This window comes from Streptomyces sp. NPDC048566 (assembly GCF_043199735.1).
Taxonomy (GTDB): Bacteria; Actinomycetota; Actinomycetes; order Streptomycetales; family Streptomycetaceae; genus Streptomyces.
The window spans coordinates 373,656-392,441 of the sequence record NZ_JBICWL010000004.1 but is presented as its reverse complement, the minus strand read 5'-3'; the positions used below and the strand labels follow the sequence as shown (position 1 = coordinate 392,441).

Here is an 18,786-nt window from a genome sequence, read left to right as displayed (position 1 = left end):
GTGGCTGGATTCAGGATCGGACGCGGCGGCCGGGACAACCGTGCCGCGCAGACGCGACCGCAACAACGACCGTCGTACGGACAGCAGGGCCCCCAGGGAGGCGGCCGGCCGCCGTACGGCCATCCGAACGCGCCGACGCAGCCGCAGTACGGGGGGCAGCCCGCGCAGCCGCCGTACGACGGCGGGCAGGGCGGTCCCCGGTACGGCGGTCAGCAGTACGGCGGCAACGCCCAGGGCGGCTGGCCCGGGGCGGGCGGCGGACACGGCGAACCGGAGTACTTCGGTGACGGCCACCCGCAGCAGGGCCCGGACCCGTACGCGGCGAACAGCCCGGGACACACGCAGGCGTTCTCCATCGACGAGGACCCCTACAACCAGGGCGGGACCTACCGCGCCGGGCAGGCGTCGGCTCCGCCGGCCGGTCCCCGGCTGCACTGGAAGGACCTGCTCCGGGGCATCGTGACCGCCCCGAACCGGACCTTCTTCCAGATGCGCGACCACGCGATGTGGGGCCCGGCCCTGATCGTGACGTTCGTCTACGGCCTGCTGGCGGTCTTCGGCTTCGACGGCGCCCGCGAGGACGCCATCAGCGCGACCCTCTCGAACGCCATCCCGATCGTCCTGACGACCGCCGTCGCCATCGTGCTGAGCACGTTCGTGCTGGGCGTGGTCACCCACACCCTGGCCCGCCAGCTCGGCGGCGACGGCGCCTGGCAGCCCACCGTCGGCCTCTCCATGCTGATCATGTCCGTCACGGACACGCCGCGCCTGCTGGTGGCCATGTTCCTCGGCGGCGACGCCTCGTTCGTGCAGCTGCTCGGCTGGGCGACCTGGGTCGCGGCGGGCGCGCTGCTGACCCTGATGGTCGCCAGGTCCCACGACCTGCCCTGGCCGAAGGCGCTGGCCGCGTCGTCCATCCAGCTCGTCGCGATCCTGTCGATCATCAAGCTGGGCACGTTCTGACGCGGGAGCCCACCCCGGCGGGACCACGGAAGGGGCTCACGGCCACACGGCCGTGAGCCCTCACCGGTACCCGGGCCCGGACCGGACGGCCCGGGTGCGGGCCCGCGGCCCTCGCCACCGGTCCGGCCGTTCGCCACGGCGCGCCGCACGACCGCGACCTCGCCGTCCGCCGCCCGCGCCGGTGTGACCGCCGACGCCGACGAGCCGAACCGCCGCTTCCCGGCGGCGACCCGCTACAGCGCCTCGGGGGACGGCACGGCCGGCTCGCCCGACGGGCGCACCACGGGCAGGACGCTCCACGGGAAGTTGATCCACCGGTCGGTCCGCTTCCAGACGTACTCGCACTTCACGAGCGACTGGGGCTTCTCGTAGATCACGGCGCTGCGGACCTCCGCGACGGTGTCGAGGCAGAAGTCGCGCACGAGCTCGAGCGTCTTGCCGGTGTCGGCGACGTCGTCGGTGATCAGGACCTTCTTGTCGGAGAAGTCGATCGCGTCGGGGACCGGGGCGAGCATCACCGGCATCTCCAGGGTCGTCCCCACCCCCGTGTAGAACTCGACGTTCACCAGGTGGATGTTCTTGCAGTCGAGGGCGTAGGCGAGCCCGCCCGCGACGAAGACGCCGCCGCGGGCGATCGACAGCACGACGTCGGGCTCGTACCCGTCGTCCGCGATGGTCTGCGCGAGTTCGCGCACGGCGACGCCGAACGCCTCGTAGGAGAGGTTCTCGCGCTCCGGGGACAGGGTCACCGGCTCACACCCGCGTCCGGTGGAAGTTGAGGAAGGAGCGGGAGGCCGTCGGTCCGCGCTGGCCCTGGTAGCGCGACCCGTAGCGGTCGCTGCCGTAGGGGAACTCGGCCGGCGAGCTGAGCCGGAACATGCACAGCTGCCCGATCTTCATGCCCGGCCAGAGCTTGATCGGCAGCGTCGCGAGGTTCGACAGCTCCAGGGTGACGTGCCCGGAGAACCCGGGGTCGATGAACCCGGCGGTGGAGTGGGTGACCAGCCCCAGCCGGCCGAGCGAGCTCTTGCCCTCGAGGCGCGAGGCGAGGTCGTCGGGGAGCGTGATGACCTCGTAGGTGCTGGCGAGGACGAACTCCCCGGGATGCAGGATGAACGGCTCGTCCCCCTCCGGCTCGACGAGCCGCGTGAGGTCCGTCTGCTCGACCGACGGGTCGATGTGGGGGTAGCGGTGGTTCTCGAACACCCGGAAGTAGCGGTCGAGGCGCACGTCGATGCTCGACGGCTGCACCATGGAGGCGTCATAGGGATCGATCCGGACCCGCCCGGCGTCGATCTCGGCCCGGATGTCCTTGTCTGAGAGAAGCACGCCCCGAGGATACGCAAGGGGTACGGAGCCACCACAATCGTGGACGGTCCTCCGCACCCCGCGACACCGGTCCCGTGACGCCCCGGTCCCGGATCGTCACGACACCGGGCCGGCCGCGTCACACGCTCACCGCGTCAATGCTTCTCCAAGGCCACCGGCACGACGCTGCGGAGCCGGGCGCAGCGCGGACACCGGACCAGCCGCCCGGGGCCGAGCCGCTCGGCCTGCTGCATCGGGAACGAAGCGGTACTGAACACGTGCCCCTCGGCACAACGGACGACGGTGCGCTCCATCAAGTCCCAGAGTCCCTTCCCCAAGAGCTGTGCCAGGCTGATGCCCTGGCAACGAATGCCACGTTACGGGATCAAAGGGACGGCCCTCCAGGCGGCACTCCGGTCCGCCCCGGACCCTCTCCACGGCCCCCACCGTACGCCCCAACTCCGGCCGCCCGCAGCCCCGTCCACCCCGGCCGACACGGACGCCCCCCGCGGCTTCGACGCCGGGGGCCGGGCATGGGGTAGAGTGAGCGAGCATTCGGCACCGGTTCAACCGGCGCCGCGCGCGGGTGTAGTTTAGTGGTAGAACATCAGCTTCCCAAGCTGAGAGTGCGAGTTCGATTCTCGTCACCCGCTCCACTGTGAACCCCCAGGTCATTGACCCGGGGGTTGTTTGTTGTCTCGTCCGATTTGAGGGTGACGTGCCCTTCGCGGCCCTTGGGGAGACGCAGAGCTGACCTCGTCCGACGGATCCGGCACTAGCCCGCGGTGCCCCGAAATGTGGATCTCCCCGCAGCAGGGGCGCTGGGCGGTACTGCTGACCAACAAGCCCTACTCCACCCGCGACCGCCAGCCCTGACCGACGTCCGCAACGCCTTTCGCACTCTCGCCTTCGCCTGACGCGACCGTCGGCGAAATCCACTGAGGGAGCCCCGACAGCTTTCAGTGAATGCTTGACGGGCCCGGCCGATCATTGGTCAGGCCCGTCATTGTTTTGTCCGGCGGCCTCTACAACCGTCGCAGCCCACGTGACACGCGTGATCCGGGGAGCCCCGGGCGGGCGGCGAAACGGTGGGCAGACTCGGCGACTTCTGGAGCTCTGTGGCCGGACGACGTCACTACTGGTGACCGTGCGGGAGCCGCACCGCCGAGGACTTGCAAGGCAGGGGTCGAAGGCCCACCGGTAGGCAACCCACAACCTTCCTATGACAGGGCCGGGCGCCGCCGCGCCGGCCCCACACCGGCGCGCGTGCCGCGCGGACCGGTACCGCCCACTCCGGAGCGGGGCGTGCGCCGAAGACAGCCGTACGCCGTCGACCGGCTCGGCGACGACCACTATCCGTACGCGTCGTACACCATGGGTCTGAGGCAAGGTCGCGGCGTTGATCGAGCCAAGTCGGGGAACCGTCGATCGACCGGTGTCTCGGTCTGCCGACGCGCCCGCGGAGGGTTTCCATGACTGGAGAGGCGGCGTGGTGGAGGGTGTCGGAGATGAGGGGCGGCGGTGGTCGGCGGCCGAGCCGGGTTTCTGGCGGCAGGTCGTCGGGCAGCTGGGCACGGCCCTGATCGTGGTGGACCCCGCTGGACGGTTTCTGGCGGTCAACCCGGCCGCCGAGCGGCTGCTGGGCCGCTCCGCTGCGGCGATGCTCGGGGAGGACGCACACGACCTGCTGCACCGGGAGGCGGACGGCGGCAGGGTCCCGCGGGAGCGGTGCTCGCTGCTGCGGGCCGTGGCGGAGAAGGCCGAGGCACGCGGGGAGGGCCACATCTGTCTGCGCGGGGACGGTCGCCTGATCGCGATCTCCTGGTCCGCTTCTCCCCTGCGGGACGACGGCGCCTTCATGGGCATGGCCGTGCTGTTGACCGACGCCGCCGGCGACCGCAGCGCGCGTCGGGAGCGTGCGGCGTACACACGTGCTCTGGAGGACCTCACCGAGCGGCTGACTCTGGTCGCGGAGATCACCGACGTACTCGGTCAGACTCTGGAGACCGATGAGGCTCTCGCCCGGCTGGGCCGCCTGCTGGTTCCCCGCCTCGCCGACTGGGCGGCGGTGGACCTCCGGGTCGGTTCCGGTCAGGTCCACCGCGTGGCGGTGACGGGCCCCGAGGGCCGGGACGCCGCGCAGGAGGACTGGCGCGAGCGCCTTCCGGAGGCCGGGGACGAGTCCAGCTCCCCTCTGGTCCAGGTGCTGAACGGCGCTGACCCCGTTCTGCAGCGCGAGGCGGACGTGGCCGCACCGGTCTCCTCTGCCCTGGCCGGCGTCCACAGCGGCTTCCTGCGGGCCGTGGGCGCGGCGTCCGCCGTCACGGTGCCGCTGGGCTCCGGGCGGCAGGTCACCGGCGCCCTGACACTGGTGCGCACGGACCCGGCACACCCCTTCGACCCCGACGATCTGACCGTCGTGAGCGACATCGGCCGCCGGGTCGGGCTGGTCGTCGACAACGCCCGCCGCTTCGGCCGCCAGCGCGCCGTCGCCGAGGCCATGCAGCGCAACCTGCTCGCCCCACTCCCCCAGCCCGGCCGCCTGCGGCTGGCCGCCCGCTACCAGCCCGCTCCGGCCGGCTCCCAGGTCGGTGGCGACTGGTATGACGCGTTCGAGCGGAAGGACGGCACGCTCGCGCTGGTCATCGGCGACGTCGTGGGCCACGACCTGACCGCGGCGGCCGGCATGGCGCAACTGCACGGCATCCTGCGCTCGCTGGTCTGGGACCACAGCGGCCCGCCCGACGCCGTCGTCGATCGCCTCGACGACGCCATGCCCGCCATCACCACCGTCCCCCTGGCCACCCTCGTCCTCGCCCTGCTCGAAGGCGACCCGCACACCGGTCCGTGGACGCTGCGGTGGACCAGCGCGGGGCACCCGCCGCCCCTCCTGCTGACCCGGGACGGGCAGGCGAAGTACCTCGAAGCGGGACAGGGACTCCTCCTCGGCACCCCTCCGGGCACCGGCGACAGCAGGCCGAGCGCCGCGCAGTCCCTTCCACCGGGTTCCACTCTCCTGCTCTACACCGACGGCCTGATCGAGATCCCCGGCAGCGACCTGGACACCGGCCTCGCCCATCTGCGCCACCACGCCCTCGCGCTCGCCCACGAACCGCTGGACACGCTGTGCGACCAGCTGCCCGCCCTCATGCCGCCCGGCAGCACCGACGACGTCGCCCTCCTGGCCCTGCGCCTGCCGTTGCCGTGACCGCTGGCGTGGTGCTCAGGTCTCGAGGACCAGGATGCGGAACGGGCCGAGGGGCCGTCCGAGGTGTGTCGCCTTCGATGTACCGCCATCCCCAGGACCGCAGCGCCTCGACAGTCATGTGGTCGGAGCGCTTCACCAGCGTGACGGCGACGGCGGCACCGTGGTCGGTGAGCAGCCGTTTCTGCAGGCGCCGGGCGAGGTTCCAGGCATGGTCCTGGTCATGAGGCAAGCCCTGCTCGGGCACGGACGGACCCTGCCCGGCTTCGTCGGTCGCCGAGAGCGGCACCGGTGTCGAAGTCGGCGCGCGACGCCCACGGTGTCTTCAACCGTACTCCCGCGGCCGCTCCCCTTCGGGACCGGCGGTGGACGAGAACGCCGCGGCGGGTACGGCGGTTCCTTCCGCTTCCCGACAGCTGAGGACACACGGGAGTACGGTGGAGGTACCGAGGGCATGTCGCACACCGGCTTCCGCGCTGGTCTCGTCTTCGGCGAGACACTTCGCCGGAAGCATCGCGCAGCGCAGGAGCTTCCGGAGACAGGTCAGCACGATGGCCCCGGCCTTCGATTCCTTCTCCACCGCCCACGCGTGGCCGGAGCCCGACCCGCGCAGGGCCGTAGTGCAGCTCTTCACCACCGGCACCACGAGCACGAACGGCACCGCCGGCACCCATGCGCCACCACGCGCCCGAGGGACGGGGGCCCGCTTCCCCCAAGCTCTTCTCGCGTTCGACCGATCGTCAGGTCGTGACCGCCATGGACATCCCCCTGACCATCGCCGCGCTCCTCGTGCTCATCGCCGCGGGAGCGTACGTGATCCACCGGCTCAACTCCGCACACAGCGAAAGGATCGCCTTGCGTTCCTACAGCCGCTTCCTGCCCGGTCCTCCAGCCGCCGCCGAGCGAGCCGCCGGCACCACCGCGCCGCTGGCATCGCACTCCACCCCCTCCGCCGGTCACGAGCGTCGCGACCATCGCGACGGCGGGCGGGGGCACTTCCGGCCGCGCCACCACCGGGAGCGGACGACGAACAACCAGCGGAACACCGCGGGACGTTGAGGCCGAAATGACCGACAGAACAGAGGTCACGTCCATGCCCGCGCCGCTCCGCCGTGGCCGCAGCCAAGGCACCGGTGCCGGCACCGGCAGCATCCACGACACAAGCGAAGATCCGCCGGCGTACGAGACCGCCGATGGTGATCTCTCCTTGGGCGACCTCGCGGAGGTCCGCATCATCGCCGCCAGCCCCGACATCGCCCAACGAGTGGCGCTGCTGCTGCGCCGGTACCTCCGCTGCGACGAGCCCCGCAGCTACCCCGCGGGCCCCGACGGGCAGGGCACCCTGCTCCATCTCACCGTCGACACCGGGCATGTCGGCGAAGAGCCCTTCGCCCAGGCGCCCTGGCTGGCCACCAGCCACACCCAGGCGCGACGCGCCCACACCGACGAGCCTGGCTGACGCCGGCCCAGCAGCACCGGCAGTCGTGTGACTGCCGCCCAAGGACAGGAACGCGACCATGAACCCGCACGGCCCACCGCCGAGGGCCGGCGACCGCGCCCCCAGACGCCCGGTACGCACGCCACCGCGCCCTGCCCTGCTCGCCCTGCGCCGCCGACCTTCCCGCCCGGCCCCCTCTGCGGCGCCTGGTGGCCCCGCACCGACGACCTGATCGAGGACCTGATCGCCTCCGTGGACCTGTCGACCCTGAAATTGACCGCCCGCGGCATCGCCCACATGGAGGTGCAGCCCTCGATCGGACTGGCAGCGGTCGTCGTCCAACCGGGCCCGGAGGTCCTCGACTTCCAGGGCCGCCTCATCGACGGCCTGAAGCCCTACGTGGGCAGCGGCGGCACCGCCGACGCCTCCGTGCGCACCGACGCCGAGCCGGACATCAATGCCGCCACGCTCGCCTACATCGAGACCTGCGTCCCCGATCACAGCGGGGGGAACTACCTCGCTCATGTCACCGTGGGCCTGGCCACTCTGGCCGACCTGGCCTCCATCGAAGCCGAGCCGTTCGAGGCGCTCACCTTCTCGGGGCGGGGCATCAGCGTCTACCATCTCGGCAACAACGGCACAGCGGCCAGACCTCTCAAGAGCTGGGCCGCCCGGCGCGACGCGTGACGGCCGCGACCGGTCGGGACCTCGCGCACCGCCCACCGGTCGGCCGGGCGGCCCCGCCGGACACCTCCACACCTCGTACCGACCAGATGGTATGCACGGGCGGCCCGTTCGCCTAGCCTGCTCTCGTCCACCGGCGCACGGCGGTCCGACCGGTTCCGCCGCTCGTGCCGGACCCTCGAAAGGCGGGAGACCTCCATGGCCGTCGATCCCACCGGGGCCGCGCTCGCGGCGCTGCGCGTGCACGCACCGGACGAGCCCGTCGTGATGCTCAACCTGCTGCGGTTCGCGCCCGAGGGCCGCGCCGTCTACCAGGAGTACTCCCGGCGGGCCGCGCCCTTCCTCCAGCGGTACGGGGGCGAGTTGCTGTACGCCGGTGACGGCGGCACACCGCTCGTCGCCGAGGACGGGCAGGCGTGGGACGCGGTACTGCTGGTCCGCTATCCCAGCCGGGAGGCGTTCGGCCGCATGGTCGCCGATCCCGAGTACCAGAGCATCACGGCGCTGCGGAGCAAGGCCCTGTCCGAGGCGGTCCTCCAGCCGACCGCCCCCTGGGCACGGCACGGCGGGGCCTGACCGGGAGGCCGAACGGCGGTGAGCGAACGGACGGTCCGGGCGGGCGGTCCGGACGGCGGTCCCGACGGGCCGTTCGGGCAGGCGGTTCGGGCGGGCGTCGCGCCTGTGAGCCGTGCGGTGGCGGGCCGGCGGGTGCGCGTCACGGGCGGGTGTCCCGACCGTTCCCCGACCGTGCTGTCGGCGGAGACGATCATCGGGTTCACTGGGGGAACAGCCGTCATCCGTCGTCACATCCGGGGGAAAGCGCATGACCGTCGGGCGTCCTCTCCGAGCCGTCCTCGCCGCGGTGTTCCTGGCCGCGGCCACCGCCTGCTCGGCCTCGTCGGGAGCGGACGCCTCGCCGGGCACCGCGCCGAGCTCCTCGCCGGCCGGGCCGGACTCCGCCGGGGCGAGCAGTCCGGCCGACGCCCTGCCGGTGGCCGCCACCATGCCCGACCTCATCGGCGGCAACGCGGGACGCGCGGCCGAGCAGATGGGCTCCGCCATCGAGGTGTCCTACCGCGACGCGAGCGGGCAGAAGCGTCCGGTGGACGACCCGGCGTCGTGGAAGATCTGCGCCTCCCGGCCGGGCCCGAACCGGCAGATCACCGATTTCCCCGTGGTCCTCGACGTGGTGCGGGTGGGCGAGAGCTGCACCTGACCGAAGCGAAGTGTCCGCGAACTCCCCCGGAATCGTCCGTGCTCGGTAACGGGCGGAGCCCCGGCCGCGCATCCGTCGTCCTGCCAAGTGGCCGGGGAACGACGGGACATCGGGCGAGGGCGGGGCGGACATGGCGCGGCACGGCGGGGCGCGGGGCTGGTACGGCAAGGTCGTCGGGGCGGCCCTCGGGGTGACGGTGCTCGCCGTCGGGGCCTCGGTGTGGACCGCGCAGGCGGACTCCGCGGGCGGCCGGCCGGCCGCTGCGTCCGCCCGGCCCGGCGGTGCGGTCGAGGCCGTCGCGGTGTCCATCGCGCACGCCTCGGACCAGGGGGCGCGCGGAGTGAACATCACCATCGACGACGGTCCCGACCCCGTCTGGACCCCCCAAGTACTCGACGTCCTGCGGGAGTACGGGGTGAAGGCGACCTTCTGCATGGTGGGAACGCAGGCCGAGGCCCACCCGGACCTCGTGAAGAAGGTGGTGGCGGCCGGGCACCGGCTCTGCGACCACACGGTGTCGCACGACACGACCATGGACCGGAAGTCCCCGGCCTACCGGTCCCGGCAGATCCTCGACGCCGAGCGCATGATCACCAAGGCGTCCGGGGGCGTCCGACCGCTCTACTACCGGGCCCCCGGCGGCGCGTTCACCCCCGACAGCCGCGAACTCGCCGCCTCGCGGGGGATGCGCCCGCTCGGCTGGAACGTGGACACCAAGGACTTCGAGCGGCCGGGCACGGACGCCATCGTCGCCACCGTCCGGCGCGAGCTGCCCAACGGGCCGACACTCCTCTTCCACGACGCGGGCGGCGACCGCTCCCAGACCGTCGCGGCGCTGCGCCGCGTCCTGCCCTGGCTGAAGGAAGAGGGCCGCTCCTTCGGGTTCCCCGTGCGCTGAACCCGGCGGGGTCGGGTGCCGGCCCGTCCGGCCCGTCCGGCCCGCCGCCCGACCGCGGCCGGAGAAATGCTGCGACCCCAGTCCGCCCATATCTGTGACCGCCGCGTGAGAAATCGACGGCGGGCGCGGCCAGTATTCCTCGATCGCCGCACGGATCAGAATATTTCGCGGCACGGTCGCGATCGCACCGTGCTACTGTCGACAACAGTTGCAGTTGTGGTTCCCAAAACTTGTGAGCGTTCACCCTCGTTTCGAGGTGAATTTCTTCTGTGTCTCCGGTCTTTTCCGGCGGGGTAATCATCACGGCGACGCGGACTCCGCGCACCGCGGAATCCGAGCACCGTCCCGAAGGAGAATTGACATGACCAATGGCACCGTGAAGTGGTTCAACGCGGAAAAGGGCTTCGGCTTCATCGAGCAGGACGGCGGCGGCGCCGACGTCTTCGCCCACTACTCCAACATCGCCGCCCAGGGCTTCCGTGAGCTGCAGGAGGGCCAGAAGGTCTCCTTCGACATCGCTCAGGGCCAGAAGGGCCCGACGGCGGAGAACATCGTTCCCGCCTGACACCCTCGCGCACAGCGCAGCCGGGGCCCGCACCTTGGGGTGCGGGCCCCGGCTCGCCGCTTTCCCGGGGACGCGCCGCGGGTTCCGGCACCGCCGCGGCCCGCGGGCGGACCGAGAGGTCCGCGAGCCTCCCACCGGGGGCGGTCGGCCGGCACCGGCACGACGACGCGGCCCGCGGGCCCGGCAGGAGGGGCGTGATCGGGACCGACTCGTCCCCCGGAGAGCCGACGCCCGTCGCCGCTTCCCCACCGATCCGCTTCTTCCCTTCTCGACCCCGGCTCCGGTCTCGTTCTCACCGGCCGCTCCGCGGGTTTGGACCACTCGGGCCTCAGCCGCTCGGGAACCCCGACTCCGGCTGCCGGATCACCATTCCGGTCCCACGCTCCACCGTTTTCCTCCACCGCCGCGGACCCCGACCGGTCCGATTTCCAACGGCCCCGTATTTCATTCGGCTCGTTCTCGCGATTCTCTGCGCTGTTTCCTCGCTGCGGGAATTCCTTGAAACGCGCCCGTTCAAGGAAGGTTCCGCATGAACCGCACGCGCACGAACGACCGCTCCGCCCGCACCCGCTCCGAAGGCGGCGGTCCCAGGAGGACCGGCGGCAGCCGTTTCGCATCCGCGCCCTCGGGCCGCTCCGGCTCGGGCGGTTACGCCGGCTCGGGCCGGTCGGCGGGGTACGGACGCAGGAAGTCCTCCCCGCAGGGCGAGTTCGCCCCGCCGGTGACGGTGACCCCCGCCCTGCCCGCGGTGGAGGCGTTCGCCGACCTCGACCTCCCGGCACCGCTGCTCAAGGCGCTCGGCCACGAGGGAGTCAGCGTCCCCTTCCCGATCCAGGGCGCGACGCTGCCCAACTCCCTCGCCGGGCGGGACGTCCTCGGCCGGGGCCGCACCGGCTCGGGCAAGACGCTGGCCTTCGGACTCGCGCTGCTGAGCCGAACCGCCGGCCGGCGCGCCGAGCCCCGACAGCCGCTCGCCCTGGTCCTGGTCCCGACCCGCGAACTGGCCCAGCAGGTCACCGACGCGCTCACCCCGTACGCCCGTTCGCTGCGACTGCGGCTGACCACCGTGGTCGGCGGCATGTCGATCGGCCGGCAGGCCGGTGCGCTGCGGGGCGGCGCCGAGGTGGTCGTCGCCACACCCGGCCGCCTGAAGGACCTCGTGGAGCGCGGTGACTGCGGACTCGGCCAGGTCGACATCACCGTCCTCGACGAGGCCGACCAGATGGCCGACATGGGCTTCATGCCGCAGGTCACCGAACTGCTCGACCACGTACGCCCGGGCGGGCAGCGGATGCTCTTCTCCGCGACCCTGGACCGCAACGTCGACCTGCTGGTCCGCCGCTACCTGAGCGACCCGGTGGTGCACTCGGTCGACCCCTCCGCGGGCGCCGTCACGACGATGGAGCACCACGTTCTGCACGTCCAGGGCGCCGACAAGCACCGTACGACCACGGAGATCGCGGCGCGGGACGGCCGGGTGCTGATGTTCCTGGACACCAAGCACGCGGTGGACCGGTTGACCGAGCACCTGCTGAGCAGCGGCGTCCGCGCCGCCGCCCTGCACGGCGGCAAGTCGCAGCCGCAGCGGACCCGGACTCTCGCGCAGTTCAAGACCGGACACGTGACGGTGCTCGTGGCGACCAACGTGGCCGCGCGCGGCATCCACGTCGACCGGCTCGACCTGGTGGTCAACGTCGACCCGCCGAGCGACCCCAAGGACTACCTGCACCGCGGCGGCCGCACCGCCCGCGCCGGGGAGTCGGGCAGCGTGGTGACGCTGGTGACCCCGAACCAGCGCCGCGAGATGAGCCGCCTGATGGCCGCCGCCGGCATCTCGCCGCAGACCAGCCAGGTCCGTTCCGGCGACGCGGAGTTGACCCGGATCACCGGGGCCCAGACGCCTTCGGGCGTGCCGGTCGTCATTCGCGCACCGGTGTCCGAGCGCCCCCGGCGCGGGTCCGTCGGCTCCGCCCGCGGGCGCCGCGGGCGCCCGGGGCAGGGTGGTGGCAGGCCCGCCGGTGCCGGCGCCCGCCGCCCGGCCGGGGCGGGCGCGCCCGCCCGCGCCGAGCGCGGTACCCCTCTCGCGGCCGAGCACTGAGGCCGGGTCCGGGCCGGGCCCGGCGCGCCCGGCGCCGTGTGTCCGGGGCCGCCGCCCTCCCCGCCGCGATGCCGCCGGGCCGCGCGTCGTCACCCTCCTCCACTCCTCGCTCACCCCGCCGCGACCACGCCGCGTTCCCGCCGCAGGAGGCACCTTTGACAGCTTCGACGATCGTTCCGCTTCCTTCCCGGCACCCGGACCGGCGGTCGCCGTCGTGTCCCGCGGGCTCCGGTCTCTTCACGTCCCGTTCCGGCAGCGCGGAACGTGCCGTATCCGCCGGTCGCGTCGCGCTCGCCGGCCGGGAGGCGGACTCCCGCGGGCCGCGGGTCGGAACGGACATGACCGTGGAGGTGGCGTTGTCCGTCATGGCGGGGGCCGGTGTCACGCGCCTGCCGATCTGCGACGAGGACGACGAGTGCGTCGGTGAGGTCACCGCGGCGCAGCTCGCACTCGTCCGGGGCGGCTCCCGCTACAGCGACCGCCTCCGTGTGCGGGACGTCCTCGACCGCCGCTCCGCGCCGGGCTCCCTCGCCCTCTCCGGCTGAGCATGCCGCACGCCGGCTCCGGCCACGGGCCCGCACGCGCCCGTGGCCGTCCGCTCTCCCGGCGCCCCCGGGGCAATGCCCTCGCGAGGCCCGGGCGGCTCCGGTCCCCGGCGACCGGGGGGCCGGCGCCGAGCCGTTTCCGGGGACGGGCCTCCGCGCGCCACCGGGTCCACACCTGCCCCGGCCGGCCGGGGGCGGCTCCGGTCCCCGCTCGTCCCTCCGCGTCCTCCGTACCTCTCCCCTCAGACCTCTGTGAGGCACCATGCGCTGTGTCATCGCCCGCTTCCCGTTCGACCTCAGCAAGAGCGGCGTGCTCGACTCGATGAAGGGCGTCAAGCCCGAACCCGTCACGGGTGAATCCGTGATCATCGGCCGCTGCCACTACCCCGTCAAGCAGGTGGGCGAGGTCATCACGCGGCAGGACCGCCGCGACTTCACCAGCGGTGAGGTCACCCGCGCGATGACCCGTCTCGGCTTCACCTGCCGCACCCCGGAGCCCGCCGCCGCGCCGCGGCCCCTCAGCCCGTTGCAGGCCGCGTCCGCCCTCCTCGGGAGCCCGGTTCCGCTCGCGCCCTGAGCCCGCTCCACACCGCCGGCCGGCCCCCTCGGGGAAGCGGCCGGCTCGACGCACGGCACTTCCCGAGGCCCCGCGGACAGACGTCGGCGGGGCCTCGCGGCACGCCGGGCACGGGCGGACCGATCACCCCGGCGCGGCCGGAGTCCGCGGGACGCTCCCTGGTCGGAGGAGCTGAAGTCGCCAGCCGTCCAGGCGCTCACGTCCTCGATCGCGACGCGGTACATGCCTCCGGTGTCGGGGATGCCCACCCTGCCCTGAAGGATGCGGGCAAGGTGGACGTGCGGATGGGTGGGGGCCGCCGCGGGGCCGTCCGCCGTCCGGCCGGTCGCGACGACCGCGGCGAACGGGGCGAGGCGGCCCGAGGCCCCGAGAACCTCCGGCACCCGCTCCCGCCACACCCCCTCCGGGGCCGGCCGGCCGGTGTTGACGGCGCCGCCGACGACCACCGTCAACGACCTGTGCGTGCTCCCTCGGACTCCACCGAAGCGGAGAGGTCAACGAGAAGCGCGTCGGGTTTCGCCAGGGGAACCGATTCCATGCAGCGCCCCGCCCGCGCCCCACCCCCGCGCGCGCCACCCTTTCTCCCTTTCCCGCCGACAAAAATCTGTCGTGGCAATGGTAGACATCACCGCATGGCGTGATTAGGGTTTGTCTCAGACAACGTCGGGCCACGCCGGTGGCGGGCTCGGCACCCGAACCGTCCAGAGGAAGGACTGCGCAAGCAGACGCCATCAGGATCGCCCCGCCCGAGCACGACGAGGGCGCGGGTACCGCAAGACCAGGATTGGAAGGTGGTCCCCGGTCACGCAATCGCGATCCCCGCTCACCCGCCCGACGCGAGGGCCCGGTAGCGGAAACAGACGGTCGGCTCCGCAGTAGAGCCGGCAGATGGTGTTCAATTTCCTTCGGGGCCCTGGTGCCGTACGGCATCGGGGCCCCTCGACGCGTGCCACGACGAGGTGAAATGACAGCGGACACTCCACTGGGTGGTCGTCTCGACGACGACGACTACCCCGCATACACGATGGGCAGGGCCGCCGAGATGCTCGGCACCACGCCGGGCTTCCTGCGGGCGATCGGCGAGGCCCGCCTGATCACCCCGCTCCGCTCCGAGGGCGGCCACCGGCGCTACTCCCGGTACCAGCTGCGGATCGCCGCCCGCGCGCGGGAACTGGTCGACAAGGGGACCCCGATCGAGGCCGCCTGCCGCATCGTCATCCTGGAGGACCAGTTGGAGGAGGCCCAGCGCATCAACGCCGAGTACCGGCGCGCGGCCGAGGCCGCCACGGACTGACTGATCGGGTCCCGCCAGGACCGAACGCGCCGCCCGGACGCCGCGTTGACAGCGGCGGGCACCCGGCGTTGACTGTGAGCCCGGTGCACAGCCGGCCCATGCCGCTCCGACGACCGTGACAGCCGTGGTCACCGCCGCGACCGCCGCGGCGGTCGCGAAGTGACGCCTCCGGTGCCCGTCGTCGCGACGGCCGCCCGCACGGGCGGGCCCTCGACCGTACCCACCGACCGCGCCCACGCGCCCGGCCGGTACGACGTCCAGGAAGTGGCCCACGATGATGTACGACCAGACCCGCGCCCAGCAGCCCCCGGACCGCCGGCCCGGGTCGGCCGGGCGCCGCACGGCGGGACCCGAGCCGCTGCTCGGGCCCGACGAGCGGGACGCACTCGCCCAGCGGCTCAACCACGCCCTCAACACCTTCCCGCACACCCCGCGCGAGGCGCTCGCGGAGGCCGAGACGGCGTTCGACGAGGCGGCGGCCCACCTCATGGCCGCCCTCACGGAACGCCGCGCCGCCCTGCACGCCCACTGGCGCGACCGTGATCCGCGGACCCAGGGCGACGAACTGCGCCAGGCGCTGCGCGAGTACCGGGAGATCACCCAGCGGTTGCTGCGCATGTGAGCCCGCCCGGGCCGCGGCCCGGGCGCCCGCCTCACCCGGAGAACTTACGGAGCGGTGACGTGTCGGGCGCGGTGCCACCGCGGAAGGGGGTGGCGGTCCTAGCGTTCAGGACATGCGTGTACTGGTAACCGGCGGAGCCGGGTTCATCGGAGGTCATGTCGTCGAGGCGCTGCGGGCGCGCGGGCACGAGCCCGTCGTGTTCGACCTGCTGGACGGGCGCGACGTACGGGACGCCGACGCGGTCGCGGGCGCTCTCGCGGGCGTCGACGCGGTCTGCCACCAGGCCGCGATGGTGGGCCTCGGCAAGGGGTTCGGCGACGCGGTGGAGTACGTGTCGCGCAACGACCTCGGCACGGCCGTGCTGCTCGCCGCGATGGCGGACGCGGGCGTGCGGCGCCTGGTGCTCGCCGGATCGATGGTCGTGTACGGCGAGGGACGGTACGCGTGCGAGTGGCACGGCGTGGTGCGCCCGGGGCCGCGGGCCGTCGCCGATCTGGACGCCGGGCGGTTCGAGCCGCGCTGCCCGCGCTGCGGCGAGGAGTTGTCACCGGGCCTGGTGGGGGAGGACGCGCCCGCCGACCCGCGCAACGTGTACGCGACGACCAAGCTGGCGCAGGAGCACCTGGCCTCCGCGTGGGCGCGTTCGACGGACGGTTCCGCGGTGTCGTTGCGCTACCACAACGTGTACGGACCCGGCATGCCCCGCGACACCCCGTACGCCGGTGTCGCCTCCTTCTTCCGGTCCGCGCTCGCCCGCGGCGAGGCGCCCCGCGTCTTCGAGGACGGCGGGCAGCGGCGGGACTTCGTCCACGTGGGCGATGTGGCCGCCGCCAACGTGGCCGCCCTGGAGGCGGGTTCGGCCCCCGGCGCGCTCGCCGTCTACAACACCGGCAGCGGCGAGCCGCGCACCGTCGGCGAGATGGCCGAGGCCCTGGCCGCCGCCTACGGGGGCCCCGAGCCGGTGGTGACCGGCGAGTACCGGCTCGGCGACGTCCGCCACATCACCGCCGACTCGGCCCGGCTGCGCGCCGAGCTCGGCTGGAAGGCCGAGGTCGGATTCACCGAGGGGATGCGGGAGTTCGCCGGGGCGAGGCTGCGGGGGGAGTGACCGCACGGGCACCGGCAGGCGGAGGGAGGGCGGACCGGCGGTCCGCCCTCCCTCCGGTCCGGGCTCCTGCCTCTCCCCCGCCCCGCTCCTGCTCTGCCCAGCCCAGCCCAGCCCAGCCCAGCCCAGCCGATGGTGGCGGACCGGGCGGAGGCGGGTCAGAGTCCGGCCGCCATGGGGAGGGTGACCTCGAAGCGGCAGCCGCCGGGGACGTTGTGGACGGCGGCCCGCCCGCTGTGGGCCTCGACGATGCCGCGGACGATGGCGAGTCCGAGTCCCGCCCCCGCGGGGGGCGTGCGGGCGTGGGTGCCGCGCCAGCCGGTGTCGAAGACGCGCGGCAGATCCTCCTCCGGGATGCCGCCGCAGCCGTCGGTGACGGACAGCACGACGCCCGTGTCGGAGCGTTCCGCGGTGACCGCGACGGTGCCGTCCGCGGGTGTCCGGCGGATCGCGTTGACCAGGAGGTTGCCGAGGACACGGCTCATCTCCTTGCCGTCCACCTCGATCGGCACCTGGTCGACGCGGTCGCCGACCAGCCGGACGCCGTGCTCGCGGGCCAGCGGGTCCGCGCCCGCGAGGGCGTCGCCGACCAGGTCGTACACGGAGACGCGGGAGGGCGACAGGGCGAGGGCGCCCGCGTGGATACGGGACAGCTCGAAGAGGTCGCCGACCATGGCGTTGAGGCGCTCGACCTCCGTGCGCATCTGGCGCAGATAGCGGTCCGGGTCCGCCGCCACCCCGTCCTCCAGCGCCTCCGACATCGCCCGCAGCCCCGCCAGCGGGGTGCGCAGGTCGTGCGAGATCCAGGCCACGAGCTCGCGCCGCGAGGTCTCCAGCGCCCGCTCACGGTCCCGGGACTCCGCCAGTTTGCGGCTGGTCGCGGCCAGTTCCCGGCTGAGAGCGGACAGTTCGGCGGTCGCCGGACCGGCGGGCGCGGCGAAGTCGCCGCCCTCGCCGAAGGAACGGGCGGCCAGCGTCAGCGCCCTGCTGCGCGCCACGACCCAGCGGCCGAGCAGCAGGGCGGTGGCGAGGGAGACCACGGCCGCCATCGCGACGACCGTGGTGACCACGTACAGGTCGTGCGAGGACAGGAACATCGCCCACGCCACGACCAGCGTGCCCGCGAGCATCGCGCAGACGGCCACCGCGGCCACCACCGCGAGCGAGGCGGTCAGCGAGCGGCGCCGGATCAGCCAGAGGACGCCCGCGCCGGCCAGACCGGCCGCGGCGGCGCCCAGGAAGGCGTACAGGGCCATGGCGAGTATCGCGGTCACGAGCGGGCCCCTTCCCGGTGTGCGGTGGAGGAGCCGGCGCCGCCGGGCGGGGCCGGCGGACCGCCCCGCCCGTCGCCCGGCCCCGGGGTCGGCCGGCCGGTCCCGGAGCCGCTGCCGGGCGCCCGGTCCTCGGGGTGCGCGCGATCCGCCCGCTCCGGGTGTGCGGGGCCGCTCGCCCCGGCGCGGTCGGCGAGCGCGGGCGCGTCGCCCCCGGTCTCGTCGAAGCGGTAGCCGACTCCCCAGACCGTCTGGATCAGCCGGGGGCGCGCCGGGTCGTCCTCGACCTTGCCGCGCAGCCGGCGGACGTGGACGGTGACCGTCGACAGGTCGCCGAAGTCCCACCCCCACACCTCCCGCATCAGGTCCTCGCGCGCGTACGCCCGGCCGGGGTGCTTGAGGAAGAAGGCCAGGAGGTCGAACTCCCGCAGGGTGAGGGAGAGTTCGACTCCGTTCTTCGCGGCGCGGCGGGCCGTCGGGTCGATGGTCAGCCCGGCGGCGTGCAGCGGGAGCGCGGCGGCGGCGGGGCGGGCCCTGCGCAGCACCGACTCGACGCGCAGGACGAGTTCGCGGGGGCTGAAGGGCTTGGTCACGTAGTCGTCGGCGCCGACCTCCAGACCGAGGATGCGGTCGTCCTCGTCGCCGCGCGCGGTGAGCATGATGACCGGCACGGGCCCCTGTGCGCGCAGCCGGCGGCACACCTCCAGGCCGTCCATGCCGGGAAGCATCAGGTCGAGCACCACCAGGTCGGGCCGGTGCGCGGCGGCGCGGGCCAGTGCGGCGGGACCGTCCGCCGCCCGGTCCACGACGTAGCCGGCACGGTCGAGGTAGCCGGAGACGACCTCGGACACGGTCGGATCGTCGTCGACGACCAGGACACGCGGGGGCGCCACGCCGGGAGCGGAGTCCTTCCTCGCGGCGGCTCCCGAGGTCGCGCGCAGGTCCGGACCGGCGCCGGGGTCCTGACCCTCTCCGGCGCCGGTACCTGGGGATTCGT

General features: G+C 73.5%; 19 protein-coding genes, 1 tRNA gene and 2 pseudogenes. 17 read left to right on the top strand and 5 right to left on the bottom strand.

The features are described 5' to 3' along the window. The gene (locus ACGFS9_RS10655) at positions 1–963 is read left to right on the top strand and encodes a Yip1 family protein (protein WP_393252056.1); all 963 of its coding nucleotides are present in this window, start codon (positions 1–3) and stop codon (positions 961–963) included. A gap of 233 nt (positions 964–1,196) precedes the next feature. Here the strand turns inward: ACGFS9_RS10655 and ACGFS9_RS10650 are convergent, their stop codons facing one another. Both ACGFS9_RS10650 and dcd read right to left on the bottom strand, forming a co-directional pair. After that, positions 1,197–1,706 (bottom strand): phosphoribosyltransferase, encoded by a 510-nt coding sequence (locus ACGFS9_RS10650; protein ID WP_393252119.1) that lies wholly within the window; start codon positions 1,704–1,706, stop codon positions 1,197–1,199. A 10-nt stretch (positions 1,707–1,716) separates the two neighbouring features. Next, a complete protein-coding gene (dcd, locus tag ACGFS9_RS10645; RefSeq protein ID WP_393252055.1) occupies positions 1,717–2,292 on the bottom strand; it encodes a dCTP deaminase in 576 nt (191 codons plus the stop codon). A 561-nt stretch (positions 2,293–2,853) separates the two neighbouring features. On the opposite strand from dcd, the gene ACGFS9_RS10640 reads away from it, so the two are divergent. From ACGFS9_RS10640 to ACGFS9_RS10580, 13 genes and pseudogenes are all read left to right on the top strand, one after another. Further along, positions 2,854–2,927, top strand: a tRNA-Gly gene (locus tag ACGFS9_RS10640). A gap of 139 nt (positions 2,928–3,066) precedes the next feature. Beyond that, a pseudogene (locus ACGFS9_RS10635) lies at positions 3,067–3,188 on the top strand (serine hydrolase); the annotation flags it as partial. A gap of 572 nt (positions 3,189–3,760) precedes the next feature. After that, the gene (locus ACGFS9_RS10630; RefSeq protein WP_393252054.1) at positions 3,761–5,479 is read left to right on the top strand and encodes a SpoIIE family protein phosphatase; all 1,719 of its coding nucleotides are present in this window, start codon (positions 3,761–3,763) and stop codon (positions 5,477–5,479) included. A gap of 753 nt (positions 5,480–6,232) precedes the next feature. Continuing rightward, positions 6,233–6,535: a hypothetical protein gene (locus ACGFS9_RS10625; protein ID WP_393252118.1), complete on the top strand. Its 303-nt coding sequence runs from the start codon at positions 6,233–6,235 to the stop codon at positions 6,533–6,535. A gap of 7 nt (positions 6,536–6,542) precedes the next feature. Next, on the top strand, positions 6,543–6,935 hold the full coding sequence (locus ACGFS9_RS10620) for a hypothetical protein (RefSeq protein WP_393252052.1): 393 nt from the start codon (positions 6,543–6,545) through the stop codon (positions 6,933–6,935). A 27-nt stretch (positions 6,936–6,962) separates the two neighbouring features. Beyond that, a complete protein-coding gene (locus ACGFS9_RS10615; protein ID WP_393252051.1) occupies positions 6,963–7,601 on the top strand; it encodes a hypothetical protein in 639 nt (212 codons plus the stop codon). 195 nt (positions 7,602–7,796) lie between these two features. Further along, positions 7,797–8,174, top strand: coding sequence for a DUF1330 domain-containing protein (locus tag ACGFS9_RS10610; protein WP_393252050.1), 378 nt, complete (start codon positions 7,797–7,799; stop codon positions 8,172–8,174). Between the two features lie 247 nt (positions 8,175–8,421). Then, on the top strand, positions 8,422–8,814 hold the full coding sequence (locus tag ACGFS9_RS10605; RefSeq protein ID WP_393252048.1) for a hypothetical protein: 393 nt from the start codon (positions 8,422–8,424) through the stop codon (positions 8,812–8,814). Positions 8,815–8,944: 130 nt separating this feature from the next. Then, positions 8,945–9,712 carry a polysaccharide deacetylase family protein gene (locus ACGFS9_RS10600; protein WP_393252047.1) on the top strand — a complete coding sequence of 256 codons (768 nt, stop codon included), beginning with the start codon at positions 8,945–8,947 and terminating at the stop codon, positions 9,710–9,712. 361 nt (positions 9,713–10,073) lie between these two features. After that, entirely contained in the window at positions 10,074–10,277 is a 204-nt protein-coding gene (locus tag ACGFS9_RS10595) for a cold-shock protein (RefSeq protein WP_393252045.1), read from the top strand. 529 nt (positions 10,278–10,806) lie between these two features. Continuing rightward, a complete protein-coding gene (locus tag ACGFS9_RS10590; RefSeq protein WP_393252044.1) occupies positions 10,807–12,375 on the top strand; it encodes a DEAD/DEAH box helicase in 1,569 nt (522 codons plus the stop codon). A gap of 338 nt (positions 12,376–12,713) precedes the next feature. After that, positions 12,714–12,920, top strand: a complete 207-nt coding sequence (locus ACGFS9_RS10585) for a CBS domain-containing protein (RefSeq protein ID WP_393252042.1) — start codon at positions 12,714–12,716, stop codon at positions 12,918–12,920. A gap of 262 nt (positions 12,921–13,182) precedes the next feature. Then, the gene (locus ACGFS9_RS10580) at positions 13,183–13,497 is read left to right on the top strand and encodes an SCO5918 family protein (protein ID WP_393252040.1); all 315 of its coding nucleotides are present in this window, start codon (positions 13,183–13,185) and stop codon (positions 13,495–13,497) included. Positions 13,498–13,658: 161 nt separating this feature from the next. Here ACGFS9_RS10580 and ACGFS9_RS10575 read toward each other — a convergent pair. Further along, a pseudogene (locus tag ACGFS9_RS10575) lies at positions 13,659–14,020 on the bottom strand (hypothetical protein); the annotation flags it as partial. 441 nt (positions 14,021–14,461) lie between these two features. Here ACGFS9_RS10575 and ACGFS9_RS10570 point away from each other — a divergent pair. The 3 genes from ACGFS9_RS10570 (at position 14,462) to ACGFS9_RS10560 (ending at position 16,521) form a co-directional block, all read left to right on the top strand. Beyond that, on the top strand, positions 14,462–14,791 hold the full coding sequence (locus ACGFS9_RS10570) for a MerR family transcriptional regulator (RefSeq protein ID WP_393252038.1): 330 nt from the start codon (positions 14,462–14,464) through the stop codon (positions 14,789–14,791). 277 nt (positions 14,792–15,068) lie between these two features. Continuing rightward, on the top strand, positions 15,069–15,413 hold the full coding sequence (locus ACGFS9_RS10565) for a hypothetical protein (RefSeq protein WP_393252117.1): 345 nt from the start codon (positions 15,069–15,071) through the stop codon (positions 15,411–15,413). A 112-nt stretch (positions 15,414–15,525) separates the two neighbouring features. Then, the gene (locus tag ACGFS9_RS10560; RefSeq protein ID WP_393252037.1) at positions 15,526–16,521 is read left to right on the top strand and encodes an NAD-dependent epimerase/dehydratase family protein; all 996 of its coding nucleotides are present in this window, start codon (positions 15,526–15,528) and stop codon (positions 16,519–16,521) included. Positions 16,522–16,676: 155 nt separating this feature from the next. Here ACGFS9_RS10560 and ACGFS9_RS10555 read toward each other — a convergent pair whose 3' ends face one another. After that, on the bottom strand, positions 16,677–17,774 hold the full coding sequence (locus ACGFS9_RS10555) for a sensor histidine kinase (protein ID WP_393252116.1): 1,098 nt from the start codon (positions 17,772–17,774) through the stop codon (positions 16,677–16,679). A gap of 14 nt (positions 17,775–17,788) precedes the next feature. Further along, positions 17,789–18,730, bottom strand: coding sequence for a response regulator transcription factor (locus tag ACGFS9_RS10550; RefSeq protein WP_393252115.1), 942 nt, complete (start codon positions 18,728–18,730; stop codon positions 17,789–17,791). Positions 18,731–18,786 lie beyond the last annotated feature (56 nt).